This is a genomic window from Rhodococcus yunnanensis NBRC 103083, from assembly GCF_001895005.1.
In the GTDB taxonomy this organism is placed as follows: domain Bacteria; phylum Actinomycetota; class Actinomycetes; order Mycobacteriales; family Mycobacteriaceae; genus Rhodococcoides; species Rhodococcoides yunnanense.
This window is the reverse complement of sequence record NZ_BCXH01000005.1, coordinates 214142-240243: the sequence shown is the minus strand read 5'-3', so window position 1 is coordinate 240243 and position 26102 is coordinate 214142. Positions and strand designations below refer to the sequence as shown.

Sequence of the window (26102 nt, the reverse complement as noted above, 5' to 3'; positions counted from 1 at the left end):
TTCTCGGGGTGTGGGCGGATCAGTCGTCGAGCCAGGCGTCGTAGAAGTACGACCGTCCCAGCGTTTCGGGTTCGAATCCGTTGAGTTGAGGTGCCGTGACGAAGGATTGCTGCGTCTCCTGCAGCGGCACGATGATGGCGTTGTCGAGCAGGTACTTCTGCACCTGGGCGACGGCTTCGGTGCGTGCCTCGCCGATCGGGGTGGTCTTGATGACGTCGAGCAACGCGTCGAACGCGGGATCGTTCAGACCACCGACGCCGCCCGAGCGATACCGGTTCCACAGCTGGTTGACGTCGGTTGCAGTGGCGTGGCCCCACGAGAACGGATTGTCCGGCTTGGCGACCTGTGCGTTGTAGGTGGATCGGTCGACCTTGACGATCTCGAATTCTATTCCGACACGTGCCAATTGAATTGCGATGAGCTCGGCGTCGGGGATCGGGACGACCCACTGCGACTCCGGGTAGATCGTGAACGTCAGACGCTGGCCGTCCTTCGTCCGAATGCCGTCTGCGCCCTTCACGGTCCACCCGGCCTGATCGAGCAGCTCGTTGGCCTGTTCGGCGTCGAAGCCGTACTCGTCGCCGATGTCGACGTATCCGGGGGTGTTGGACTGCACCAAACCTGTTGCCGTGGTCCAGTTGTCGTTGTACACGGTGTCGATCAACTCGTCACGGTCGATCGCGTGCAGGATTGCCTTGCGCACGTTCGGATCCGCGATGATCGGGTTCGCGGACGGGTTGATCTCGAGGTCCCGCACGCCACCGAACGGCCTGGCGCCGTAGTAGTGGAATCCCTGGTCCTGCAACTGCTTCTCGTCGGTGATGAGGACGTCACGTGCCGCCTGAGCTTGTCCCGACAACAACAGTCCTGTGCGTGATGCACCTTCGCTGGAGATGATGTAGGTGATCGAGTCCAGGTACGCCTCACCGGTGTGCGCTGCGGAGGCAGGCGGCCAGTCGTACCCGTCGCGCTTCACGATCTTGATCTCACTGCCCGGCTTCTGTGAGTCGAACACGAACGAGCCGGTGCCGATGGCGTTCTCGAGCTTCGACGCGTCCTCGTAGCCCAGGTCCAGGGTCGACTGCGCGACGATGGAGTGCCGCAGGTCGGCCAGATTGTTGAGGAAGCCGGTATCCGGCTGCGACAGGGTGATGACGACCTTGTCGTTGCCCACCGCCGTCGAGCTCGCGTATCGCGCGAACTGAGGACGCGACGGGGTGATGCCGTTGTCGGGGTCGCCCGTGCCGAATCGGTCGAGGTTCGCGACGATCACCTCGGGGGTGAGCGGGGTGCCGTCGCTGAAGGTGACGTCGGTGCGCAGGGTCAGTTCGATCTCGGTGGCATCGGCATCGACGGTCCAGGACGTGGCCAGCCACGGCTCCAGTTCACCGGTCTTCGGGTCGAGGTAGACGAGCCGGTCGAACAGATTGACCGCGACGGAGGACGTCTGCCACGTCCGCAGGTCCTGCTGCGCGAAGCCGGTGAACTCACCGTTCTCGAGGAAGATGATGTCGCCGCCCTGTTGTGGCTCGCCGCCTGCGGAGGCTCCGGGTGTTCCGCCACCCGAGCAGGCCACGAGCGCGGCGGCCAGCACGGCAGCGGCGAACACGGTCGAAAGCTTCTTCATCTGATTCCGTCGATTCTGCGTGCGGTGTGAATGGGTTCGCGCCAGCCGGCGGCCTCGCGTGGGTGATGCCCCAGATCGATCAGTTCGTCTCGGTGGACGGTCACACGATCGAGCCGTACCGACCACGCACCACCCTGTGGTTCCCACTCGACGCGGTCCCGGTGAGTGGGAAGCGCAACGAGCGTTCCGTCGACCGAGACCAGGATGTAGTCGTACAAACCGGGGTATTCGTCGACCGACACCTCACCGTCGACAGCTGCGATCGGATTCGCCTCGCCCGGTGCCCGGCCCTCGCGCCACTGCCACCGTCGTACATCGGTCGCGAGGGTGAGTACGTCACCGCGGGCGATGTCACCCAACACCGCGTTTCGGGCCCTCGACGGTCCATGCGCTTCGAGAACGGCGATGAGTGCCACGTGCCAGCGCAGGACATCCGCCAGCTCGGGATCGATGGCAGCGAGGTCACGCAGGAACGCGTCGGTCTCGTCCTCGGTTCGCCCGCGCACATCGGACGTGCGCACCGACGTGAGGTGGTCGACTGCCTCACGGAGCGCGGCGCCCCTCGCGCCGCCGGGGCCCGCGGCGGCGGTGCCGACGGGAAGGGCGGGCTCGGCGAGGATCTCGCTCAGCACGAGTGCCGAGTCGGGGTCGAGAATCTTCGATGACATGGCTGTTCAGTTTCTCCAGTACGGGTAGGCGCGCTGTGCGCGCTGCGGAATGCCGAACGTCGCGCGGTGGGTGACGTCGAAGAACGCGTTGATGCCGTTGCGGCGGCGAGCACCGACGCTGCGGTGATAGTCGGTTCCGTCGGCTGCGTTCATGATCGCGCGAGTGTTGTTGAAATCGCGGAGCTCTCGCTGCAGTGAGACGAAGTGTGTGCCGGGCTTGCCGCCCTCGATCGTCGCGAAATCCCTGCGGTTGATGATGGGTACGTTGTTCACTCGCGCCCGCGCCGCTGCCTGCGCGTGGCCGACGATGCCGTGCTCTTTCACGGTGCTCTCGTACGCGTGGTAGTCGCTCGGCGCGTCGTCGACGAACGCCTCGGCCTCCTTGGCGGTGACGGTCGGCGCATACAACAGTGCCGCCTGCTGATCGCGGTCGCGGGCGTGCCAGCGCTCGACGTCGAGCTCGATACGAGATACGTGCGCGGTGGTTCCACCCTGCAACGGACCGTCGGCGATCGTGATGGACTCCTCGGTCGCTTGATTGCCGCGGTGAATCGAATGAAACCCGAACAGCAACGGCGAATTCTCGGGTATACCGAGCTCGGGAAGCGCGTTCGTCGGCAGTCCGGCACCGACGAATCCGCGTCGAACTTCCTGCACTCGAAGGTATTCCCCCTGAGCACCCTCGCCGATTCCGAACAGTTCGTCGAACGCAGCCTCGAGAATGTCCTCGTGGTCGCTCGCCAGATGAAACAGTGCGTGCGGAGTGTCGATCACCGGATCCTCCCACCGCGACATGCGCGCGGGGACGTTGACCAACCCTCGGTGCTCGGTGTGGCCGTCGAACCACGACGGCCCCCACCCGACAGTGGACAGGATGCCGTCGGGGCCGTGGACGAATCGGTTCTCGATCGCGCCGAGCGTCGACTCGAGATGTGCCACTGCGGCATCCGACTTCGGCGTCACCACATCGACGAGCGTCAGCAGCTGGTATTTCGGTGGGGTCGGCCGCCCGAGGTGATCGTGGCCGAACGTCGACTCCCATTCGTGCTGCCCGCGAGGCCGACTCATCGCTGCCCCACCAGTGCTTCGACATCGCGATCGAGGTTTTCGAACTGCGCCACCAGGGCTGTGCGCGGCACGTCGGGGATGGCCAGGTTGTACACCGCGGCGGTACGCCCTGCCGCAGCGTGCGGGTTCTCGATGGCGGTCAACACTGCATCGGCGACGCTCTCGGCACTGACCAGCCCGTCGGCGTTGCGGTCGCCGGTCAGTCGCGTCTGGTAGGCGGGGTCGTGAATGGTGGAGAACCACGTCGGCCGCAGGATGGTCCACGGATTGTCGCCGCCGCGCAGATGCGCCTCCAACGCGCGAAGCCCCCATGTGCTCGGCTTCGAGTTCTTGTGCGTTGCACCGTGTCCGACGAGGAAATGCGAGACGAGCACGATGTGCAGGTCGGGGCGCTGCGAGCTGAGAACGTCGAGCAGCCGGTGCCCGATCAGGCGGCCCGCTTCCTCCCCGTCGGTCGGCTGCCACATCCCGGTCGGCGCGGCGACGGTCGGGGCGAGCACGAGAGCATCTGCAGTGGAGAGCAATTCGGTCGCCGCCGCCTGCGATACTCCGCCCTGCTCCGGGCTGCTGTAGGTGTGCCCACGCTCGGCCGCCTGCCGTTCGGCGTGCTCGCGTGCGTTCCAGATTCCCTGCACGTGATGGAACGAGCTGTTGGTGGCCTCGGCGAACACCGGGCTGAATTCGACGATTCGTGTCATGATCTTTCCTCGCTGTCTTGGGGTGTTTTCACCAGGTCGGGATCGGCAGGCCCATGTGCTCGCGCAACGTTCGGCCTCGGTACTGCTTTCGGAACAATCCGCGCTCCTGCAGAATGGGAACAACTTCGTCGACGAACGGATCGAACGTCTCGTCGATCACATCGAACATGAGGTTGAAGCCGTCCACCGTGCCCGTCGAGAACCATTCCTCGATCAGGTCGGCGACCTTCTTCGGCCCACCGATGACCGACAGATGCCCGACGCCTCTGCGGATGACGTCCCTGGCCGTCGCGCCCTCGTCTGCCTGAGACTTGAGTGACCGCAGGAAACCCTCGGACGTCTCACCACGCTGTCCCTCGAAAATACTGTCGTTCAACACTATCGGTGCGTCCAGGTCGATCTCGGCGGCGGGAACACCGAGGCGCTGCGAGAGCATCTGCAACGCTTCGTCGTCGGCTCCGGCGTCGGACAGCTCGTCGCGGCGACGTTCGGCTTCCTCGTCGGTCGATCCGAGCGTGACCGTAAGGCCGGGCAGGGCAAGCACACCCGGCCTACCGGGCGTCCGATGAGCCGCCGACGCACGGTCGAGAGACTGCCGGTACTCCCGTGCGACGTCGAGCGACACCGCGGACACGAACGTCGCATCGGCGTGCGTCGCCGCAAGCTCCAGCCCGCCGGCCGAGGCCCCGGCCTGGAAGATCACCGGAAGTCCCTGCTCGGACGGCGGAATCAATCCGCCGCCGTGCACCGAGTAGAACTCACCGTCGTGATCGATCGGTCGCACCCTGTCCGCGGTGGCGTACAGACCGGATTGCTTGTTCGCCACGATCGCATCGGGCGCCCACGTCCTCCACAACCCGTCGACGACCTCGAGGAACTCGCTCGCCCGCGCATACCGCTGCTCCTTCGGCGGGAGACCGTCGAGGCCGTAAGTCGGTGCGACCAGCGGGTTGTAGCTCGTCACGACGTTCCACCCTGCCCGGCCGTGCGAGATACGATCCAGAGTCGAGATCGATCTCGCCAAGTTGAACGGGTGATTGACCGTCGACGACGCCGTCACCACCAAACCCACGAACTCGGTCTCGCGTGCCGCGATCGAGAGGGCGAGAAAAGGATCGAGAGTCATCCGCTGCGGTTGGTGCTCCCACGTCGGCGTCAACGCCGGAACATCCGCGGTGAAGACGGCGTCGAACAAGCCCCGCTCGGCTGTCCGCGCAATCCGAACGTAGAAATCCGGGTCGGCGGTACCGAGTGGATCGATGCCAGGTCGTCGCCACGCATGTCGATACGAACCGTGCCCTGGGCAATTGATACCCAGATGCAAACCGGGCCCGCTCTCAGTGGTCATCTTCTCGCCCCTCTCGGCGGAGATCAGGCGCCGGCGAGAACTGCGGTCGGGCGGTAGGGGCGCACCCGTCGTCGACCTTCCTTGTCGCTGGTCAGCCACGTCGGGATCCACCCCTCGTCGGCCCGGTTGATCGTGATGCCGGGGGGCACGACCTCGTCGATAGCGTCGAGGACCGACTCGTCGAGCACGATCTCCGGGACCGACAGCAGGCTGTCGAGGTGTTCACGCGTGCGAGGTCCGACCAGAACGCTCGATACGGCCGGGTGGTTGAGCACGAATGCCACCGCGAGCTCGGGAAGCGTCAACCCTGCATCGCGTGCGATGTCGCCGAGCCGGATGGCCAGTTCACGCTTGGTCCGGTTGATCGGCAACTCGGGATCGTGGCGCGCCGGGATGCGCGCGGCCCGTGCCGACGGCGGCGCTTCGCTGCCTTCGACGTGCCTGCCGGAGAGCCATCCGCCTGCCAGCGGGCTCCAGGTGAGAATACCGAGGTCGAACTTCTGCGCGACAGGGAACACTGCACGCTCGGCGCCGCGCGCCAGAATCGAGTACGGAGCCTGCTCGGTCGCGGGCTTGCTCCGACCGTCGCGGGACGCCGCCCACTGCGCCTCGACCAGCAGATGAGCCTCGTTGGTGGTGGTGCCGTAGTACCGAATCTTGCCCTGACGCACCAGATCGTCCAGCGCGCCGACGGTTTCACTGATATCGACCTCGGGGTCCGGCTTGTGCTGCTGGTACAGATCGATGTAGTCGGTACCCAGTCGGCGGAGCGAGTTCTCGACCTCCTGGAAGATCCACCGGCGTGAACTGCCGCGGGTGTTGACGCCGTCGCTCCACTGACTGTGGAACTTGGTCGCGACGATGATGTCGTCGCGACGTCCTTTGATCGCCTTTCCGACGATTTCCTCGCTCTCGCCCTGCGAGTACGAGTCTGCGGTGTCGACGATGTTGATTCCGGAATCGAACGCGTGATGAATGATCGAGACGGCCTCGTCGTGATCACTCAGCGCGCCCGAGCGGGATCCGAAATTCATTGCGCCCAATGTCAATTGACTGACCTTGACACCGGTCTTGCCCAGGGTGCGATAACTCATGCTTGTTGTCCAATCCATCCGACACTACTGGCATTCGAACACATTTCGTGTGTGATACCAGTCTGGCGCAACAGGATTGAATGAACAAGCAAGTTCCACTACGTCAATCGGCAATAGAATCAGGATGATTCGATCTCCGAGCGCAGCGTCGATGTGAGTCCCAGATTCCCCCGGTACGTCGTCGACGGATACTCCGCATGGAACAGACCACGCGCAACAAGAAGCGGAACAACATGTTTCGCGAAGAGCTCGTAGTCGGTGTGCACATCGGCCGGCATGACGGTGAATCCGTCGGCCGCACCTGCTGCGAACCATTCCTCGATCGTGTCCGCGATCTGCTCCGGACTTCCGACGGCGAGCCGATGCCCAGCGCCGGAGGCGCTTCGGTCTATCAACTGGCGGGCCGTCACCTGCTCCTGCGCGACCAGCGAGCGAATGCTGGACAGGAACCCTGCCGGACCACCGGCATCACTGGTCGACGGATCCGCGATCCGGCCCAGTTCGACGACACGATCGAGTTCCAGCGATCCGGGCTCGGCACCCAGTTTGGCTTCCAGTCCTCGCAGCGCCGAGGCGTAGTCGATGGTGTCACGAAGCTGCAGCTCTCGCTGCAGTGCATGCGATTCCGTTTCCCCGACGATGACGACGAGTCCCTGCGAGATCTTGACGTCGTCCGGACTGCGGCCGAATCCTTCTGCGCGCGCACGAATATCGTCGCGGAAGGCAACGGCGTGCCCGATGGTCTGAGCCGCGGCGAACACGACGTCGGCGTACTTCGATCCGAGCGCCTTCCCGCCCTCGGACGCGCCTGCCTGGACGATGACGGGCCGTCCCTGCGGCGAACGGGGAAGAGGAAGAGCACCTTTCACGGCGAAATGCGCGCCGCGATGATCGACGTCGTGGATCCGTGAACGGTCCGCGAACTGCCCGCTCTCCGCGTCACCGACGATCGCGTCGGATTCCCAACTGTCCCACAGCCGCACCACGAGTCCGACGAACTCGTCGGCGCGTGCATAGCGCGCCGCCTTGGCCAACGGCTCCAGACCGAAGTTTCCGGCAGCGTCGGCACTGTAGGACGTGACGGCGTTGAAGGCCGAGCGCCCGCCCGTCAGGTGATCCATCGTCAGATAGCGTCGCGCAAGTTCGTACGGATTGCTGTATGTCGTCGTCGATGTCGCCAGCAGACCGATGTGCGTGCTCGACGCCGCGGCGTGCGTCATCATCAGCAGTGGGTCCAGAGCATTTCCCGGCGCGGACGCGATATCGCCTGGCAATGCCGGTGAGTCGCCGATGAACACCGCATCGATCTTGGCGTCCTCGGCGATCTTCACCAGGCGCGTGAAATGCAGCGGGTCGACGAACGCACGCGGATCGATACCCGGTTGCCTCCAGGCGGATCGGAGGTGCCCCGGCGTGGACAACGCGATGTTCAAGTGGAGAGTGCTCACGCGGGACAATCTTTCTCTACAGAGTTGATAGAGAAAATGGATTGCCTCACGCTGATTTTATGCGCTCCACCGGGTAGCCGAACCCGAACTTGTCGCGCAGTGTGCCAGGGACGTATCCCGGCCTGCGGACTCCTGCGCGCACCAGCAACGGGATCACCTCGTCGACGAACAGCTGCAGGTCGTCGGGCAGAACGGGGAACTGCAGAGTGAACCCGTCGACGGTCCCCGATTTCCACCACTCGGTGATGTCGGCGGCAATGTCCTCCGGTGTGCCCACCACCAGCCGATGTCCGCCTTCGGCTGTGCGGGCCAGTTCACGCAGCGTCGTCGGCGCGGCCGCAGCGACGTCGCGGAAGGACCGCGCGAATCCGATCGGACCTCGTTGTCCTGGAACGGGATCGAGCCGCTCGGGCGGCACGATGTCATGTGCGGACAGCCCGTCGAGGGCAGGGGCGAGACGTTTCACCACCGCCGCCACGAGGGATGCCTCACCGTCGTGCCCGTTGAGGCGTTCGTGCTTGCGGCGTGCCTCCGCACGGGTGGCGGCGATGATCGGGACGAGCCCTGGAACGAACTTCACCTCGCCTGCGCTCCGACCGTGCGCGAGCGCCTGTGCCCGCACCTCCGCCGTGAAGGTCCGAGCCGCAGGAATGGACAGCAGCGGGGCGTAGACGAGATCGGCATGGCGGCCCGCGAGGTCGATTCCCTGAACCGAACCTCCTGCCTGCGCGACGAGCGGGTAGCCCTGAGGCCCGATAGGAACGTTGAGTGGGCCCTGCACCGAGAAGAACTCACCGCGGTGATCGATGCGACGTGCCGTGGTGTCGTCCCACAGCGTCCCGGCGTCCGGGAATCCTTCTGCGTCCGCATCCCAACTGCGCCACAGCTTCTTGACGACGTCGATGAACTCCGTCCCGCGTCGGTAGCGTTCCTCACGCTCGGGGAGCGGATCGGATCCGAAGTTGCTGGCGACGTCGGGGTTGAAACTCGTCACCGCATTCCAGACGACGCGGCCGCCGCTGATGTGGTCGAGGCTCGCGAGCCGACGGGCAAGGTTGTACGGAGAGTTGTACGACGTGGACGCGGTGAGGAAGAAGCCGATGTCCGGAACGGCGGCAGCCAGCGACGCGAACAGCACGATCGGGTCGAACGTGTGAATTGGTCTGGAGGTGTTGTCACGCTGCAATGCAGGATGGTCCGAGAGGAAGAGCGCGTCGAGTCCGCCGTCGTGTGCGATCTCCGCGGCGTTCCGGTAATGCGAATAGTCGAGAAAACGGTTCCACGACCGCCCGGGCGAGTTCCACGATCCTGCGCTGTAGCCCGTACTGTTGATACCCGCGCTCAGTATCAACGGTGGTAGGTCCGGTATCGATGATGTCAACGCTGCCTCGTCGTCTCGGATTCACTGATCTTCAGGATTCACTGATGGTGGGGATGAGTGCCCCGGCTCAGTATCGATCGGGCGAGACGGATCCGACACGGTTGGAATCAGGCGGATTTCTTTCGTCTCAAGCGAAGGTAGTGAGTCCCGAAGTTCCGAACATTCTGCAAAATCCGCGCCGATCGGTTTTAATCTTTGTTATGAGTACCGGTGCGCGAACGCACGGACGGGTCGTCCGATGAACCCCCTGCACGACCCAGCGACGTTACCTGCCATCGACACGGCGCACTCCGTCGCGGCGGTGCTGCTGTCCGCGTTCGGTGAGACCGACGGTTGGGAGACCGAGGTGTTCGAGGCTTTGTGCCGAACGCCGTCGCAGACGCACCTGCATTTCGTGCTGCCGCCGGCGACCGACCTGCTCGTCCAACTGTGCACGTCGCTGTCCGGGGCCTTCGGCCCGATCGTGGGTGACGTTCCCAAATACTCGACCAAGGAGCGCGTGGTGCAGAGCCTGGCGGACCAGCTCGCCGACAGCAGGCGCAGCTGGTCGTGGTCGGAGAGCCCGTCCGTTCTCACCAGATCTCGCGCGGTGAAGAGCAAGCGTCGTTACCTCGTCGGAGCGTCGCGGCGGCCTCTGTATGCCGCCACTCTTCGAGCCCACGGGTACGTCTCCGCCTGATCCGATCAGACGCGCGCACCGTGCTGCGCGGTGATCCGTGACGCCACGACCTCTGCTTGCGTGCGAATCTCGGTGATGTTGAAACTCTCCCAGTTCGAACCACGCCGAACCGATCCGATCGCCCACAGCCGATCGACGAGCGGACCGAGTACACGGCCCTCCAGGTCGGTGCCGAGGCCGATGTTCGTCCGTCCAGGACTGGCGTAGCCGCGATCGAGCAGGTGGTCGACGAGCGGTTCGCCCATCTTCCGGGCGAATCGGGACGGGCCGGTGCAGCAGATCACGAGATCTGCCCGCACTGCCCACTCGTTCTCGAATCGCCGCACCAGCACCGAACCGTCGCGGTAGCCGTGGACCCGGCCGGACACCAGGGTCAGGGAACCGTCGTCGATCAGGCGCGTCAGAACGTCCGCCGTCTCGGGCGGCATGCGATTGCGGTGCTGCTCCCAGATCAGCAGAACGCGTCGGAACAATTTCTCGCGCTCGGCGTCCGATACCTGAGGCCACACATCGGGGATGACGTGCCGTAGCCCGTCGACCACCCGGCGCCAGTCGAGATCCCGGTGTCGGCGGAACAGCAGCCGCGCGGCGTGGATGATCTCCGCGGCCGTCGTGGCACCGATGAGGTGCTCGACCTGCTCGTACAGCAACGGAGGTTCGGGCTGCGCCAACTGCGCCTCGGGGAATCGCCCGCGCTGCGAGATGGCGGTGATGTCGCGGCATCCGTACGTGTCGAGTTCTGCGACGACGTCGGCGGCGCTCAGCCCGGTTCCGACGACCACGATCGGCCTGCCGTATGCGTCGTGTTCGGCGACCACCGCGCGCAGATCCGCCGTCCATGGATGCGTGACGACGCCAGGACCTGCGGGAACCGGAACCGAGAACGAGCCGTGCCCGACGGCCAGGATCACGTGGTCGGCGACGATGGATGCCCCTGAACCGAGTCGCACGTCCAGTGCACCATCTTGTGCACCGACTTGGGCACCATCCACCGATATCACTGCGTCGTGCCACTGCACGAAGTCGGCTGCGGACCCGGCGACGGCGACGGCGAGCGAGTGCCGAAGGTACTGCCCGTACACCTGCCTCGGTGCGTAGGTGAACGTCGAGCCGAGGCCTTCCGATTCGAGGTACCGAACGAAGTGGTCGGGAAAGTCGGGGCGCGCGCTCATTCGGTTCGCAGGCACGTTCACCCGATGTACCGGGACGGTGGTCGAGTAGGCGACGCCTTCGCCGATGCTCTCCGATCGCTCGATCAGATGTATGCGATCTCCGGTGCGCGCGCGGTGCAGCAGAGTCAGCGCCGCGATCACTCCGCCGGCGCCACCTCCGACGATGACGGTATCCACGCGGCTCACCTTAGGTGGATACGCCGCCGTAGTGGCTCTGGACGCAATTGGATTCACGGTGATTATTAATGTAGCCACGTGTATCCACAGTTCGTAATGTACTGACAATGTATTTCTCCACCGACGAATCCGTTGCCTTGCTGTCGAGGTTGATCACCAACGGTTGCGTCAACGACGGCACACCCGACTCGGGGCAGGAAGTCCGCAACGCCGACACCATCGAGGAGTTTCTCGACGGGACCGGGGCGGCGGTCACCCGCGTCGAGCCGCATCCAGGACGCGTCAGCGCGATCTTCACGGTCAAGGGTCACGACGCCGATGCACCGCCGCTCACGCTTCTCGGTCACACCGACGTCGTACCGGCAGACCCGACTCGGTGGTCACGCGATCCGTTCTCCGGCGAGGTCGCGGACGGCGTCGTGTGGGGCCGCGGTGCCATCGACATGCTCAATCTGACGTCGGCGATGGCCGTGGTGACCAAACGCATCGCGCAGCTACCGCGCCCGCTCGCAGGCGACCTCGTGTTCGCGGCGGTCGCCGACGAGGAAGCAGGCAGCCGGTTCGGCGCCGGATGGATCTCGCAGCACCGTCCCGAACTGCTTCCCTGGGAGAACGCTCTGACCGAGAGCGGGGGCGCCCACATCCCGCACGGCCGGCTGCCGTCGGACGGTCCCGTGGTGACCGTCACGGTCGGCGAGAAGGGCGGAGCGCCGCACCGCATCGTGGCGCGCACCTCCAGCGGACACGCCTCGATGCCCTACGGGGTCGACAATGCCGCGGTCCTGATCGCCGCGGCCGTCGTCCGCATCGCACGTCACCGCACCCCGACCCAACTCGACGACAGTTGGCGCACGTTCGTTCGCGCACACGGGTTCGACGCCGACATCGAGCAGGCTCTGCTCGACGCCCGCACCATCGACGATCACCTGCACGTCTTCGGCACCGCCACGCGTTTCGCGCACGCGGTGTCGCACCTGACGATCACTCCGACCATCCTGCGATCCGGATCGAAGTCGAACGTCATCCCCGGTGAGGGCCGACTCGATCTCGACATCCGAATTCTGGCCGGGCAGACCGCCGACGACGTCGCGGACGAGCTGCGTCATGCACTCGGCGACATCGCCGACCAGTTCGAGATCGTGCACCTCGGTACCGGGAACCCCTCTCGCTCGTCCACCGACACCCGGCTCTATCGCACGCTGCAGAGCGCAGTGACCACCGAATTTCCCGGTGCGACGACGGTTCCGGTCCTCACCGGTGGCGGCACCGACGCACGTTGGGTTCGTGGCCGCGGCGGCAATGCGTACGGGTTCGCGCTGTTCGAACCCGACTGGGACATCGGCCGCTACCGAACGTTGTTCCACGGCGAGGACGAGCACATCGACATCGCGAGTCTGATGCGAACCACACGCGCACTCGGACACGTCGTCGACGAGTTCCTCGCACCCCACTCCGCTTACCCACACCCACTGGAACGGACTTCCGCATGAGCGCACCTACAGACGAACAACCCTGGCAGTGGCCGGAATCGACGTGGCGTCCCATCGTGGAGCACGTGCGCGCCGGCCGGAGCCTGACGCCGCAGGCATGGCCGGACGACGCCTCGGTCGCGGTGGCCATCTCGTTCGACTCCGATCACGAGACGCCTGCGCTCCGCGACTCCGCGGTGACCCCTGGCGTGTTGTCCGGCGGACAGTACGGCGCCCGGGTCGCTCTGCCTCGCATCAGGAAACTGCTTGCACGTCAGCGTGTTCCGGCATCGTTCTTCGTCCCCGCCGTCTCGGCGCTGCTGTACCCCGAACAGATCGATGCCGCCGTGGAGGACGGTCATGAAATCGGCGTGCACGGGTGGATCCACGAGCGGAACACATTGCTCGAGCGTGCCGACGAACGCGATCTCACACTCCGCAGTCTCGATACGCTCGAGAAGCTGTCCGGCAGGCGACCGGTCGGAATTCGCACTCCCTCCTGGGATTTCTCCCCCAACACGCTCGACATCATCCGCGAGCTCGGCTTCCTGTACGACTCGTCGCTGATGGCCGACGACGACCCGTACGAACTGGTCGCCGCGGGAGAGCCCACCGGAATCGTCGAGCTTCCGGTGGAGTGGATTCGCGACGATGCACCGTACTTCGGGATGGCCCGATTCGCCGGTATACGCCCCTACACCGCACCGTCGGCCGTGCTCGAGATCTGGAAGCGTGAATTCGACGGCGCACGAGCCGACCGTGGCGTCTTCCAGTTGACGATGCATCCCTCGATCATCGGCCACCGGTCTCGTCTGTGGATTCTCGACGAACTACTGACCTACATTCGCGAATCGGGTGACGTGTGGTTCGCGACGCACGAACAGCTCGCAACATACGTTGCAGGAAAGGACAATTCATGACTCGACATGCCGTCGTCACAGGTGCTGCATCCGGCATCGGGCTGGCCATCGCCGCACGGCTCGCCGCGGACGGGTGGGCACTGACCCTCGTCGACGTGCGCGAGTCCACGCTGCTGGGTGCAGCGCAGCAGCTCGCACAGACCTCGGCCGAGCGGGTCGACACCATCGTCGGCGACCTCGGCGACGCCGTCTTCGCGACCGAATTCATAGGCAGAGCATGGGATCTCGCACCGATCGACGGGCTCGTCAACGCCGCGGGCATCTATCCCGCGATCCCGTTTCTCGACGTCGACGCGGCGGCATGGAATCGCGTCCAAGCCGTCAACGTCGTCGCACCCCTGCTCGCCACGCAGGAACTCGCGCGCCGCGCCATCGCCGCGTCGAGAACGCCGTCGGTGGTCAACATCGCCTCCGGTGCCGCCACCCGCGCACGGCCGGGCACCGCGCACTATTCGACGTCGAAGGCCGCGCTCGTCATGCTCACCAAGGCATCGGCTATCGAACTGGGGCAGCACGGCATTCGTGTCAACGCGGTCTCACCTGGATTCTTCGCGGTCGACAGCGACGTCAATCCCGTCACCGACGAATACGCGGAACTGCTGTCCACGACAGTGCTTCCCGGACCGGCCAGAACCGAGTACGTCGCCGACGCAGTGCAGTTCCTGCTGACCGACGACGCTCGGTGGATCTCCGGCGCGAACGTACCCGTCGACGGCGGCAGCTCGGCCGGTACCCGCTCACTGCCGCAGCACTGGGCCGACAGCACCGAATGGCAAACCCCCACGAACACCGCAGGAGTCGGCGCATGACCTCACCACTACGTTCCTACACATTCGTCGGCGCGGGCGCGATCGGCGGCACCGTCGCGCACGCGCTGGCCGCAGCAGGTCACGAGATCACCCTCGTCGACACCGACGAGCAGCACATCGACGCCATCCGAGCGGACGGACTTCGGATCCGCGGAGTCGACGGCACCGACGACGTCGTTCGCGTCGCGCATGCCTACACACCGGCGAACTATCCGGCCGATGCGCCGAAGATCGAGCGCGTCGTGATCTCCACCAAGTCCCAGCACACCCGTGACGCGGCGCAGTGGGCCGCGCCCCGGCTCGCCGAGTTCGGTTACGTCGTGTCGCTGCAGAACGGCCACAACGAGCCGGTCATCGCCGCCGAGGTGGGGGCAGACCGGGTCATCGGCGCTTTCGTCAACATCTTCACCGACTACCTCGAGCCCGGCGTCGTATCCTTCGGCGGTGCAGGCGCTCTCGCGGTCGGGCTGCCCGACGGCGGTGCACCCGACTCGCGGGCGCTCGAAGTTGCCGCCGACTTCCGCCGCTACGGACCGGTCGAATCCACCGCTAACGTTGCCGGCTACCGTTTCGCCAAGCGCGGCTTCGGCGGGATCCTCGGCCTCACCACGCTCGTCGACGCACCGATGGCCGAGATCGTCGACGCCAATCGCGATCTCGCGGCTGCAGTGGCCGTCGAGAGCACCGAGGTGGCGATCCGCTCCGGACTCGTACTGGAGAGCTTCGACGGATACGAGCCGTACGCCTTCCGCGCCGACGCACCGGCCGATGTCCGTGACGCAGCCCTCGACCGTATCGTGGCCTTCCTCGCCGGCCAGCCCAAGGATCGAAGCGGGGTCTTCCGCGACATCGCCGTCCGCAAGCGTCCGACCGAACGCGGACTGCTCGACGACGGGTATGCCGCGCTCGCCGAAAAGCACGGTGTCGACACCTCGTTCACCACTGCGGTCCTGGCCATCCTTCGGGACATCTCGGCGGGCGAGGCGGACTTCTCGCCAACCCATCTGGACACACTCCGTACCCTTCTGAACACGAAATGAGAAAGTCGATGAGTACATCTCCCCAGCGATCGGGCCGCCGCGGCGCCCGGATCGCCGCGGTTTCCTTTGCAGCGTCGTCGGCACTGTTGCTGGCGGCATGCTCGGGCGGATCGAGCAGCGACGCGTCATCACAGTCCGGAACTGCCCGTGAGGGCGGCGACCTGAAGATCGCGATCGACTCCGATCCCATCTGCATCGACCCGAGCCAGACCAACTTGATCGCCAGTGCGGTGATCGGGCGTCAGGTCGTCGATTCACTGGTGGAGCAGAACTCCGAAACCGGTGAATTCGAGCCGTGGCTCGCCACCGAGTGGTCGGCGAATGCCGATGGAACGAGCTACGACTTCACACTGAAGGACGGAGTGAGCTTCTCGGACGGCACGCCGCTCGACAGCACTGCCGTCAAGAACTTCTTCGATCAGCTTGTTGCGAGCCCGGGCAAGACTGCCACCGCCGCAGGCTATCTCGCGGGATACACCGGCACGACCGTCGTCGATCCGACGCATTTCACCGTGGCATTCTCGGCACCCAACGCGCCGTTCCTGATGGGTGCATCCAGTGCCTCACTCGGAATCCTGGGCGAGACGACGCTGAAGACGTCCTTCGAGGATCGTTGCCGCGGAATCGGAATCGTCGGTTCCGGCCCCTTCGTGCTCGACGACTACACCGCCGGTGAAAGCGCCAAGATCACCGCACGCGAGGGCTACGACTGGGCACCGGCAGGCGCGGCCCACACCGGGCGCGCTCACCTCGATTCGGTGACGTACCTCGTCAGCACCGAGCCGAGCGTCCGCAGCGGCGGGCTGAAGTCCGGTCAAGTCGATGTCGCCACCACCATTCAGTCGCAGGACGAGCAGGCGTTGACCGGCGGCGGGTTCTCGATTCTCTCGCGAACCAATCCGGGAGTTCTCATCGGTGCGGCCCCCGACCTCTCGCATTCGGTGATCCTGCAGGACCCTCAGGTCCGCAAGGCTCTGCAACTCGCGATCGACCAGCAGGACATCGCCGACACCGTCCTGACACCCACCTACGGCACCGCACGCAGCGTTCTCGGTGACACCACACCGGGATTCGCCGACGAGTCCGCCGAGCTGACTCCGAACAAGGAGGAGGCGGGCACGCTCCTCGACGACGCCGGGTGGAAGCTCGGCTCCGACGGAATCCGCGAGAAGGACGGCAAGAAGCTCTCGCTGAGCATCCTGTACTTCTACCAGGTCAACGTCTACGAATACCTGCAGCAGCAGCTGCGCGCGGTCGGTATCGACCTGCAGCTCAACCAGGTGACCTCCAGTGAGTTCACCCCTGCGTTCAACACCCATGAGTACGACCTTCGCTCCTTCTCGTTCTCGCGTCCCGATCCGGACATCCTGCGTACCGTGTTCGGCCAGGCCAATTTGAACTCCGCCGGTCTCGATCCCGCCGATCCGGCCACGGTCGAATTCGAGGGCCTGCTGGCCGCGCAGCGCGAGACGACCGACCAGTCGCAGCGGAACGAGGTCGCCTCCGATATCCAGAGCACACTGTTGGAGAACAACTGGGCGTACCCACTGAGCCAGCTCGTCCAGGTGATCGGTGTGTCCGACAACGTGACCGGCCTGCGGTTCGACTCGTTCTCCCGCTTCCTGGTCTACGACGCAGGATTCAGCGAGTAAAGCCATGTCACGATACATCTTTCGCCGTACGCGGCATGCAATCCTGGTGCTGTGGGCAGCCTTCACGGTGGCATTCGCCGTGCTGTTCGTCGTCCCGGGTGATCCGGTGACCATGGGACTGGGCACCGAGCAGTTGCAATCGCTGACGCCCGAGCAGGTCGACGAGCTCCGAGCCCAGGCCGGTACCGATCGTCCGTTCGTGGTCCAGTACTTCAGTCAGTTGTGGAATGCACTCCACGGCGATCTGGGCCACTCGTATCGCAACGGTGTATCCGTGACGCAAACACTCGCGGACGCGGCGCCGTCCACACTCCAACTCGCCGCGTCCGCACTGATTCTCGGTATCGTCCTCGGTATCGCGTTGGCCGTCTTCGCAACACTCACCCGCTCGGATTGGCTGCGCGAGATCCTCGTGGCGCTGCCGCCGCTCGGTGTGTCGGTGCCGTCGTTCTGGATCGGACTCGTGCTGCTGCAGGTGTTCTCGTTCCAGCTCGGGTGGTTCCCGGCATTCGGCGAGCGCGGCCTGTCCGGACTGGTGTTGCCTGCCGTCACCCTGTCGATCCCGGTGGCGGCCATCACCTCCCAGGTGCTGATCAAGAGCCTGAGAACCACGATCGCCGAGCCGTACGCCGATGTGTTGCGCGCCAAGGGCGTCGGACGCTTCCGGCTGTTCTTTCGACATGCTCTGCGTAACGCGTCACTGCCTGCGTTGACGACCGTCGGCGTCACGGTTGCCACGTTGCTCGGTGGTTCGGTGCTGACCGAGACGGTGTTCTCTCGCAACGGCCTCGGTCAGATCGCCGCGACTGCTGTCGGGCAGAAGGACATTCCCGTCGTGATGGGTGTCGTCCTGATCTCCGCCGTCGTGTTCGTCGTCGTCAGCCTGATCATCGACCTGCTGTATTCGGTGCTCGATCCACGGGTTCGAATCGAAGGAGCCACAGCATGAGCACCGCACTCGAGACAGTCGTCGGGCAGTCCGTGTCCGGCTCCGCGCCGCCGCGGCGGCGCACCGGCAAGGCCGGCCGGATCTTCAGTCGTACGGTACTGGTCGTCTCGGCGGCCGTACTGGTACTCGTCGTACTGTGGGCTCTGTTCCCGTCGGTGTTCACCGATCAGGATCCGCTCCTCGGCGTCGGCGCCGACAAGCTTCAGCCTCCGAGCGGCGCCCACTGGTTCGGCACCGACCAGGTCGGCCGAGATCTGTTCAGCCGCATCGTGCACGGGGCGTCACTGTCGCTGACCGGCGCGGTGATCGCGGTCGCGCTCGCGGTGGTGCTCGGCTCACTGCTGGGACTGCTCGCCGGCTTCGTCGGCGGCCGCGTCGACGACATCATCATGCGCGGAGCCGATGTCATGCTGTCGATTCCCAGCATCCTGCTCTCGATGGCCATCATCACCGTCCTGGGGCGAGGTGTCGTGGTCGTCGCAGTGTCGGTCGGTATCGCAAGCATCGCCAGCGTGGCTCGCACGATGCGAAGCGAGGTACTGAAGGTACGTATCGCGGACTACACCGACGCTGCACGGGCCGCCGGTGTCCGGTGGTGGACCATCATGTTCACCCACGTCCTGCCCAATGCGCGCGGACCCGTCGTCGTGCTGGCCACCATCGAGTTCGGCACCGCACTGCTCGCGATCGCGGGCCTGAGCTTCCTCGGATACGGCGAGCCTGCGCCTGCCCCCGAGTGGGGCGCGTTGATCTCGACCGGACGCGACTACATGGCCACCTCGTGGTGGCTCATCACGATTCCCGGTCTGGTCATCGTCGCAGTCGTGTTGTCGCTCAATCGCGTCTCGCACGCGTTGTCCGATCGTAAGGATTTCACGTGGCGCGGAAGGAAGAGGAAATGACACAGACGCCTCTGCTGTCGGTCAGTGGACTGTCGGTCCGATACGGCTCGAACGCCCGAGCACTCGACGATGTCACCTTCGACGTCGAACGCGGTTCGATGGTTGCCGTCGTCGGCGAATCGGGGTCGGGTAAGAGCACAACGGCACTGTCGATCATCGGGCTGCTCGGACGTTCCGCACACGTGGAGTCGGGCAGTATTCGCTACGACGGCACCGAACTCACCAGCCTCGACGATCGAGCGCTTCGCAGATTACGCGGCAACGCAATCGGATTCGTGCCACAGGACCCGACGGTCTCGCTCGATCCGACGCAGCGGATCGGCGCTCAGATCGCGGAGGTTCTCGAAATTCACGGGCGTGCGCGACGCACCGAGGCGGCTGCGCGTGCCGTGGAGATCCTCCGAGCTGTCGGGCTGACCGAACCCGAACGACGTGCCCGCCAGTACCCACATGAGCTGTCCGGGGGAATGCGTCAACGTGTCCTCATCGGAATGGCCTGGGCATGCGAGCCCCAGTTGATCATCGCCGACGAGCCGACGAGTGCTCTCGACGTCACCGTGCAACGCCAGGTACTCGACCGACTCGATACGCTTCGACTCGATCGGGGCACGGCAATTCTGCTCGTCACCCACGATCTCGCCGTCGCCGCCGACCGCGCGGATCACCTCGTGGTCATGTCCGAGGGTCGCGTCGTCGAACAGGGCCCGACCGATGCGGTACTCGGCGATCCGCAACACGAGTACACGAAGAAGCTGCTGTCGACGGTCCCCAGCGAGAAGGCCGCGTTCGCACTCGGATCCGCTCGGAGCGCAACCAACGCCGACCCCATCGTCGTGGCCGAGAGCCTCGTCAAGAAGTTCGACGCGGTCGACCCCGCGGGCGGGCGAACCCGTGTCACCGCGGTGGACGACGTCAGTTTCTCCATCGGCCGCGGTCGAACCTTCGCGCTCGTCGGCGAATCCGGCTCGGGCAAGTCGACGACGGCTCGGTTGATCACGAATCTGGACTCCCCGACTTCGGGCACCGTCACGTTCGACGGCACCGACACCGGCGCGTTGGGAGCAGGTGAACTCCGGTTGCTGCGCAGACGGTTCCAGTTGATCCAGCAGAATCCCTACAGCTCGCTGAGCCCACGCTGGTCGTTGGCCAAGATCATCGAGGAGCCACTACGCGCGTTCGGGGTCGGCTCGCGCACCGAACGCGCAGCGCGGTCACGCGAACTACTCGACCAGGTGGGGCTGCCGTCGTCGTTCGCCTCGCGCCGCGCGGGCGAGCTGTCCGGTGGCCAGCGCCAACGCGTGGCCATCGCGAGGGCGCTGGCGCTTCGCCCCGATCTCATCGTGTGCGACGAGCCCATTTCCGCGCTCGACGTGTCGGTGCAGGCGCAGATTCTGGACCTGCTCGCCGAACTGCAACGCGAACTGGAGGTGAGCTACCTGTTCATCTCGCACGATCTGTCGGTGGTGCGGTTGATCGCCGACGACGTCGCCGTCATGCAGGCAGGCCGGATCGTCGAGCACGGTCCCGTCGCGGACGTTTTCGACTCCCCCGCACACGAGTACACCGCCGCACTGATCGACGCCATCCCTGGCAGACGTACGTCTACGGGAACCGTCCATGGGTCAACGTTCCGTGGGTAAATATGATGTGCCAATGCCATCCACCCGCCCGGGCCCGAGCAGTGCGTCCGAACCGGAGCGCCCTGCCGCGACCGACTCCGCATCGTTGCAGTACGCGCGACTGCGGGCCGAGCTCGTCGACCACGTCTTCCCTCCCGGCACCGTGCTTCTCGAGACGATGCTCAGCGCGCGCTACGGAGTATCGCGGACGCCGATCAGGGATGCACTCACCCGTCTCGAACACGACGGACTGCTCGAACGCGTCGTGCGTGGCTACCGCATTCGGGTGGCCACCGCCGAGGACATCATGGAGTTGTACGAGGCCCGCATCGCGTTGGAGTCGGCAGCGGCCGCCGCGGCTGCGCTACGGCGAACCGAGCTGGATCTCGCCCGCCTCCAACATCTTGCCGAGCTGCTGGGCGAGGCCACCGAGATCGAGGAGATCACCTCGGTCAACGCCGATTGGCATCGGGCGCTCTGGACCGCGGCCCACAACAGCGTCCTCACCGGACTGTTGGACCGTGTCATCACCCAGATGAGGCTGTTCGACGACTCACCGGTGGGCGCTCCGCCGAGTCTGGAGAAGACCGTCGCCGAACACGATGCAATTCTGCTGGCGCTCAGGGCGAACGACGCCGAAACAGCACGTACCGAGGTGATCGCGCACCTCAGCCGTACCCGCGACATCCGCCTCGCGGCGTTGGCGCAGGTACGGCCGTAAGCGTTCGGTCAGAGAGGAATTCCGCCCGGAACGACGGGGAGCGAGAACTCGCCGTCGTCCAAGGACCGTCCGTCGGCCACTCTGCTCAGTCCGCGTCGCAGGAACTCCCCGGTTGCCTTGTCCACCTTGGCACTCTGTCGGACCACCGCCCGGTGCGTCGCCACCCGCGCCGCGTCGGTCAATCGGCCCGACGCGAGTGTGTGCAGCACGGCGCGCGCGACCGTGAACCGAGCCGGACGCGAATCCGCCTCCCGCAGCAGCGTTCCGACGACCGACCCGATCGACGGCACCGCCGAGTCGGCCGCGTGTTGATCCTCGATCCTGTTGAGCCGCTCCGCGGACAACACTTCGGTCGCGACGAGGGACGCGGCGGCCTCGATGTAGGCGGCCGGATCGAACGGTGCGCCCGCACGGCTGCCGAGCTGGGCTGCTGATCGTTCGTACCCGATCGACGGCGGTGTCACCCTGTCCGTCAACGCCTGATCGAACCCGATGACATCCTTCGACAACAATGCCGACACCTGACGCAGCGCGCGACGTTGCAGCTCGGACGGTGCAGCACTCACCCTGTCCGCCCCGCCCCTGCCCTGGCCGTACGAATAGTCGACGCCGCCGAGATACCGAACGACGGCCTGCACCTGGAAACGGTGCAGGAAGTACACCGAACCCAACCTCGCCTCCACCTCCCCCAGCGGCGAATCCAGCGGCGCCGCGCCCACCCCGAAGTCCGCCAACGCGTGTCTGCGCACCCTGAGGATGTGCTCGAGCGCGTCGAATGCATCGGTGACACCCGCCGAATGACGTACCGTCCACGGCACCGCACGCCAACTGCTGGCACGAGGTGAATGTCCGTCGGGATCATTGAGATACGGCAGATGCGCCGTCGATGCGCGCAGCTCCTCGAGGTCCGCGTCCCCATAAGCATGTGCGACGAGGAAATGATCCCACGGGCCCAGTTCGTTCGGATAGGCGTTGCTCAGCGAGAGTGCGCCGTCCGGTGTGATGTCGATGGTTGCGTGCGGGTAGTCCATCACCGACGGAATCGGGTGCCCGTTCGACGCGAAGTTGTGCTGGAATCCCAGCGCGTGACCGACCTCGTGCGCGGCGAGCTGCCGGATCCGAGCAACGATCGCCTGCTCGATGTCCGCCAAGCGCGCAGCCTCGTCGTCCCGGCCGTACGGGCTCAACAGCGCCTCGAACAGAATGCGCAACTGCGTCACCCGCTGCGACCCGAGGCGGACGCTACCGCGAAGAATCTCGCCGGTGAACGGATCTGCGACCGAATGGCCGATGGACCAGCCGCGGCCGGACCGGTGCACCCACCAGATCGGATTGGTGCCGATCTCCCACGGATCACGCTCGGCGGGAAGCAGTTCCACGGAATAGGCGTCGGGCTTGCCGATCGCGGCGAATGCCTGCTGCCACCAGGAGGCGCCGTCGAGTACCGCGGTGCGATACGGATCCGGGATGCCCGGGTCGACGGAGAACACGATCGGGCCGTCGGCGATACGGAAGCGAGGCTGGAAGGAGACGTCGATGCTCGGCGCGCCGACCAGTGCCGGATCCTCGTAGCGATTGCGCCACCCGCCGGAGCCCGGGTGGTACCTGCGCGGGGAGAATCCGCTGGGCAGTGGGACGAGCGAGAGCCGCTGGGTGAATGTAAGAAACCGGGGATCGGGAACCACGCGGGCCAGAGCTGCGGGAGGGGTGTCCGTCGCCTCGAACGTCACCGCGCCGATCAGTTCGGTGTTGCCCGAGAACGATCGGGCACGGTCGGTGAGCGCGAACGACCTGTCGGGGAGCGGGCGGTACCGCACCGAACCTTCCGGTGCGCCCACGGGAAACACACCCGGGTAGATCGCGGCCGCGAAGTTGTGGATGTCCGAGGTCAGGAAGTCGGTGATGTCGACGTACGCCTGCGCGTGCGGGAGGTCACCCTCGATCGAACTCGACAGTGTGTCGAGGTCGACCGCGGGCCCGGAGAACACGATCGACCGGGCGAAGGAATCGTCGACGGGCCGCTGTGTCGCGTCCGCACTGGGCCGACCGCCTGCGAACGAAGCCGTGAGGTACTCCAGCACGACCGAGGGCCCGAGCGCGACGAATCTCGCGAGCCGCACCGGACCGGGAAAGCCGCGGTCGAGGGGAATCTCGCTTGCGCCCACCCCCGTCTCCAGTCCCCCGGACAGCAGGAAGGCGGTGTCGAAGTTGCGGATTCCCAGATAGACCCGACCTGCGCCGTGATCGGCGACGACCGGAAACAAGCCTTCGAAAACACTCGGTGATGCGACAGTCATGGGTACGACGCTATTGCCCCGACATGGGCATGTCGAGGTTTTGCATCACTGTGGATTTTAATGTGCGCACGCGGATACACGGCACGATCCGGACAAAATACTACAAGGCGTCGTAGAAGAAGGACGCCACCTTCGGACCGTGACTCCCATCGAAGCGGACGGTTACCTTCCATTCGCCGGGGGCCGGAACGATGAGCGCTTCACTGCGCCACACCACCGACCCGTTCTCTCGGGCCGGCTCGGACAACTCCACCGGCAATCGGGCGACATTCGCGGCCGCCGAGGACAGATCGACACTGACCGAGGCGGAGCCTTCGGAGGGATATTCGATGCTCAGCTGCTGCGGTCCGCGGCGGATCGAATCGATGCCGATGTTCACCACTTCCGAGGAGCCGAAATCCAGAGTGGTCGCAATGTCGGTGGTGTACACGTCCTTCGCCGGAGCCAGCGTCGACAACACCGACGTCGCCGCCAGTACCACCGCCGCTACCGCCGACTCGAGCGCGAGCGTTCCACGGCCGACGCGTCGGTAGGTCAGATATCCCAGACCCACGACGACCGCAACGCCGAACACCTTGGCCAACAGAACGAGTCCGTACGAGGTGTCCGCGAGAGCTGCGATCGGACGTACCTGCAGCACGGACAGCACCACACCGGCGAACACGACCAAACCGACGTGGGCCGCCGCCACGACATGCCAGCGCTGCACGTCGAATGTTCCACGGAGAACCAGGAGGATCACCGCGAGTCCGCCCAGCCACACCGTGATTCCGTAGACGTGCAGCACGGTGGCGAAGAAAGCCAGCGGCCACCCTTGCGCCGAGCCTCCGTGACCTCCCAGCGTCACGGCCGCGATCGCGGCTGCGGCCTGCACGAGACCGACCACGATCGAGCCTGCCGCTCGACCAGGCGGAACCACTACGGTGATCAGCGACAGGACAACCGCAGCAACGATCGCGCCACCGTACGGCGTCGTCAGTACCGTGCGGGCGCCCGCCGACGAGATCTCACCCACCCCGCCGGATTGTTGCGCGATGAGAACCAGCAGACGCCCGAGCAATCCGGCCACGAGAAGACCCGCACCGATCCGGTACACCGGCCGGAACCGCGTGGTGGTCGTCGCCGATCGCATGGCCCACATCGAGGCGAGCAGCAGTCCGGCAGACAGGACAAGACCGAGATACGTCGCGGTCTTGCTCGGGTAATTCAAATACTGTTCGATGCCGTGGCCTGCGTCGCTGGCGAATTCGCCTTGCGCGGTGACCGATCCGACGGTGAACTGAATGGACAGCGACACCACGTGCGTGTCCGCGGACACCACCCGTGCGGTGGCCAGGTAGGCACCGTCCGGTACCGCATCGGCGGGAACGAGCACGATCCGCCGCGCCCCGTCGTCCAATCGCACGTCCGAGAATTCGAATCGTGTTCCGTCACCGTCGATCAGCTGTGCGGAGCCGTCGATCAAGGTCACCGGTTCGTTCAGTTGCAGAACCAACTCGCTCGGTGCCTCGTCGACGTGTGATCCGTTGGCCGGCGCTGTGGAGATCAGGCTCGCATGCGCCGACGCCACCCCGGCACCGGCGAACAGTCCAGTGACAACGATCAAGAGCAGCAAGCAGAGTTTACGAGCCTGCGCCACGACCCCGCCGCAACACCACTCCGACTCCGGCCACGGCCGCGACTGCGAGCACCAGGCTCACCACGGATACCGTCGGCCATACCCAGCTCGAATCGGAGGTGTCCACATCCTCGTGATGGTCGTCTGCGTGTGCGGCGGACTCCGCTGCGTCCGTTCCGTGTCCGTCACCGTGGCCGTGCGCCTCTGCGGCAGCGAGTACCACTTCGGGTGCCGGGTGTTCGGGTTCACTTGCGTCGTCGACCGCTACCTCGTTCCACGCCACGACCGAACCATCCGAGTACTGCTGATCCGACGCCAACGCGACGGATTCGACATCCTCGGGCCACGGTCCTGCAGAGAATGCGAACTCGCGGTATTCCGCGACACCGTATCCGGCTGCCGGATCGGTTGCCTTCCATACGATCTTCGCCACGCGTTCGGCGCCGGCGGATTGCTCTCGCTCGACGGTTGCCGTCCATCCCGGTATCGGCAGCGTTCGCGCGGAGGTGAGGTCGACGCCGTCGGGCAGGGTGACCGTCAGACCGACGGTCGAGACGCCCTCCACTTCACCCGGCACGATCAATCGCACGATCCCGTATCCGCCTTGCGGAACGGGGTTTCCATCGGTTCGGACGTGCGCGGACGCCGGGGCGGCGAACGCGAGGACTGCCACCGTCGCCGCCACGACGACGGAGCAGCTCCGCCGCATCGAGAGTTTCATGATTGTCTTTCTTCTCGGATCGAGT

22 protein-coding genes are annotated in these 26102 nt (G+C 65.5%); 10 read left to right on the top strand and 12 right to left on the bottom strand.

Going from position 1 to position 26102, the window contains the following annotated elements; all coding sequences use genetic code 11:
- Window positions 1-19 precede the first annotated feature (19 nt).
- The 8 genes from RY1_RS11200 to RY1_RS11165 form a co-directional block, all read right to left on the bottom strand.
- The gene (locus RY1_RS11200) at window positions 20-1627 is read right to left on the bottom strand and encodes an ABC transporter substrate-binding protein (protein ID WP_072803616.1); all 1608 of its coding nucleotides are present in this window, start codon (window positions 1625-1627) and stop codon (window positions 20-22) included.
- The gene (locus tag RY1_RS11195; protein ID WP_072803615.1) at window positions 1624-2295 is read right to left on the bottom strand and encodes a hypothetical protein; all 672 of its coding nucleotides are present in this window, start codon (window positions 2293-2295) and stop codon (window positions 1624-1626) included. The genes RY1_RS11200 and RY1_RS11195 overlap by 4 nt, the downstream gene beginning before the upstream one ends.
- A 6-nt stretch (window positions 2296-2301) precedes the next feature.
- Entirely contained in the window at window positions 2302-3363 is a 1062-nt protein-coding gene (locus tag RY1_RS11190) for a DUF7405 family protein (RefSeq protein WP_072803614.1), read from the bottom strand.
- On the bottom strand, window positions 3360-4061 hold the full coding sequence (locus RY1_RS11185) for an NAD(P)H-binding protein (protein WP_072803613.1): 702 nt from the start codon (window positions 4059-4061) through the stop codon (window positions 3360-3362). The genes RY1_RS11190 and RY1_RS11185 overlap by 4 nt, the downstream gene beginning before the upstream one ends.
- A gap of 28 nt (window positions 4062-4089) precedes the next feature.
- On the bottom strand, window positions 4090-5409 hold the full coding sequence (locus tag RY1_RS11180; protein WP_072803612.1) for an NtaA/DmoA family FMN-dependent monooxygenase: 1320 nt from the start codon (window positions 5407-5409) through the stop codon (window positions 4090-4092).
- 23 nt (window positions 5410-5432) lie between these two features.
- Window positions 5433-6503, bottom strand: a complete 1071-nt coding sequence (locus tag RY1_RS11175; protein WP_072803611.1) for an aldo/keto reductase — start codon at window positions 6501-6503, stop codon at window positions 5433-5435.
- A 119-nt stretch (window positions 6504-6622) separates the two neighbouring features.
- Window positions 6623-7951, bottom strand: coding sequence for an NtaA/DmoA family FMN-dependent monooxygenase (locus tag RY1_RS11170; RefSeq protein WP_072803610.1), 1329 nt, complete (start codon window positions 7949-7951; stop codon window positions 6623-6625).
- A gap of 46 nt (window positions 7952-7997) precedes the next feature.
- Window positions 7998-9332, bottom strand: coding sequence for an NtaA/DmoA family FMN-dependent monooxygenase (locus RY1_RS11165; RefSeq protein WP_245819598.1), 1335 nt, complete (start codon window positions 9330-9332; stop codon window positions 7998-8000).
- Window positions 9333-9570: 238 nt separating this feature from the next.
- On the opposite strand from RY1_RS11165, the gene RY1_RS11160 reads away from it, so the two are divergent.
- Window positions 9571-10011 (top strand): hypothetical protein, encoded by a 441-nt coding sequence (locus tag RY1_RS11160; protein WP_072803609.1) that lies wholly within the window; start codon window positions 9571-9573, stop codon window positions 10009-10011.
- A gap of 5 nt (window positions 10012-10016) precedes the next feature.
- On the opposite strand, the gene RY1_RS11155 is transcribed toward RY1_RS11160, so the two are convergent.
- Complete coding sequence (locus RY1_RS11155; RefSeq protein ID WP_169914657.1) at window positions 10017-11369, bottom strand: FAD/NAD(P)-binding protein; 1353 nt, start codon at window positions 11367-11369, stop codon at window positions 10017-10019.
- Between the two features lie 98 nt (window positions 11370-11467).
- Here RY1_RS11155 and RY1_RS11150 point away from each other — a divergent pair, with 98 nt between their 5' ends.
- Genes RY1_RS11150 through RY1_RS11110 form a run of 9 tightly spaced genes read left to right on the top strand, consistent with a single transcriptional unit; the run spans window position 11468 to window position 21441 of the window.
- A complete protein-coding gene (locus tag RY1_RS11150; RefSeq protein WP_072803607.1) occupies window positions 11468-12850 on the top strand; it encodes a M20/M25/M40 family metallo-hydrolase in 1383 nt (460 codons plus the stop codon).
- Window positions 12847-13749, top strand: a complete 903-nt coding sequence (locus tag RY1_RS11145; RefSeq protein WP_072803606.1) for a polysaccharide deacetylase family protein — start codon at window positions 12847-12849, stop codon at window positions 13747-13749. Before RY1_RS11150 ends, RY1_RS11145 begins: the two co-directional genes overlap by 4 nt.
- Entirely contained in the window at window positions 13746-14558 is an 813-nt protein-coding gene (locus RY1_RS11140; protein WP_072803605.1) for an SDR family NAD(P)-dependent oxidoreductase, read from the top strand. Before RY1_RS11145 ends, RY1_RS11140 begins: the two co-directional genes overlap by 4 nt.
- Window positions 14555-15598 carry a ketopantoate reductase family protein gene (locus RY1_RS11135; protein ID WP_072803604.1) on the top strand — a complete coding sequence of 348 codons (1044 nt, stop codon included), beginning with the start codon at window positions 14555-14557 and terminating at the stop codon, window positions 15596-15598. Before RY1_RS11140 ends, RY1_RS11135 begins: the two co-directional genes overlap by 4 nt.
- Window positions 15599-15606: 8 nt before the next feature.
- The gene (locus tag RY1_RS11130) at window positions 15607-17250 is read left to right on the top strand and encodes an ABC transporter substrate-binding protein (protein WP_072803762.1); all 1644 of its coding nucleotides are present in this window, start codon (window positions 15607-15609) and stop codon (window positions 17248-17250) included.
- A gap of 4 nt (window positions 17251-17254) precedes the next feature.
- Window positions 17255-18199, top strand: coding sequence for an ABC transporter permease (locus RY1_RS11125; RefSeq protein ID WP_072803603.1), 945 nt, complete (start codon window positions 17255-17257; stop codon window positions 18197-18199).
- Window positions 18196-19101 carry an ABC transporter permease gene (locus RY1_RS11120; protein WP_072803602.1) on the top strand — a complete coding sequence of 302 codons (906 nt, stop codon included), beginning with the start codon at window positions 18196-18198 and terminating at the stop codon, window positions 19099-19101. Before RY1_RS11125 ends, RY1_RS11120 begins: the two co-directional genes overlap by 4 nt.
- Complete coding sequence (locus RY1_RS11115) at window positions 19098-20741, top strand: dipeptide ABC transporter ATP-binding protein (RefSeq protein ID WP_072803601.1); 1644 nt, start codon at window positions 19098-19100, stop codon at window positions 20739-20741. Before RY1_RS11120 ends, RY1_RS11115 begins: the two co-directional genes overlap by 4 nt.
- Window positions 20742-20754: 13 nt before the next feature.
- Entirely contained in the window at window positions 20755-21441 is a 687-nt protein-coding gene (locus tag RY1_RS11110; protein ID WP_072803600.1) for a GntR family transcriptional regulator, read from the top strand.
- 8 nt (window positions 21442-21449) lie between these two features.
- Here the strand turns inward: RY1_RS11110 and RY1_RS11105 are convergent, their stop codons facing one another.
- The 3 genes from RY1_RS11105 to RY1_RS11095 all read right to left on the bottom strand — a co-directional run bounded on the left by RY1_RS11105 (window position 21450) and on the right by RY1_RS11095 (window position 26077).
- The gene (locus RY1_RS11105) at window positions 21450-23738 is read right to left on the bottom strand and encodes a zinc-dependent metalloprotease (protein ID WP_072803599.1); all 2289 of its coding nucleotides are present in this window, start codon (window positions 23736-23738) and stop codon (window positions 21450-21452) included.
- Between the two features lie 100 nt (window positions 23739-23838).
- Window positions 23839-25344 carry a copper resistance protein CopC gene (locus RY1_RS11100; protein ID WP_245819597.1) on the bottom strand — a complete coding sequence of 502 codons (1506 nt, stop codon included), beginning with the start codon at window positions 25342-25344 and terminating at the stop codon, window positions 23839-23841.
- A 16-nt stretch (window positions 25345-25360) separates the two neighbouring features.
- A complete protein-coding gene (locus tag RY1_RS11095; protein WP_072803597.1) occupies window positions 25361-26077 on the bottom strand; it encodes a YcnI family copper-binding membrane protein in 717 nt (238 codons plus the stop codon).
- Window positions 26078-26102 lie beyond the last annotated feature (25 nt).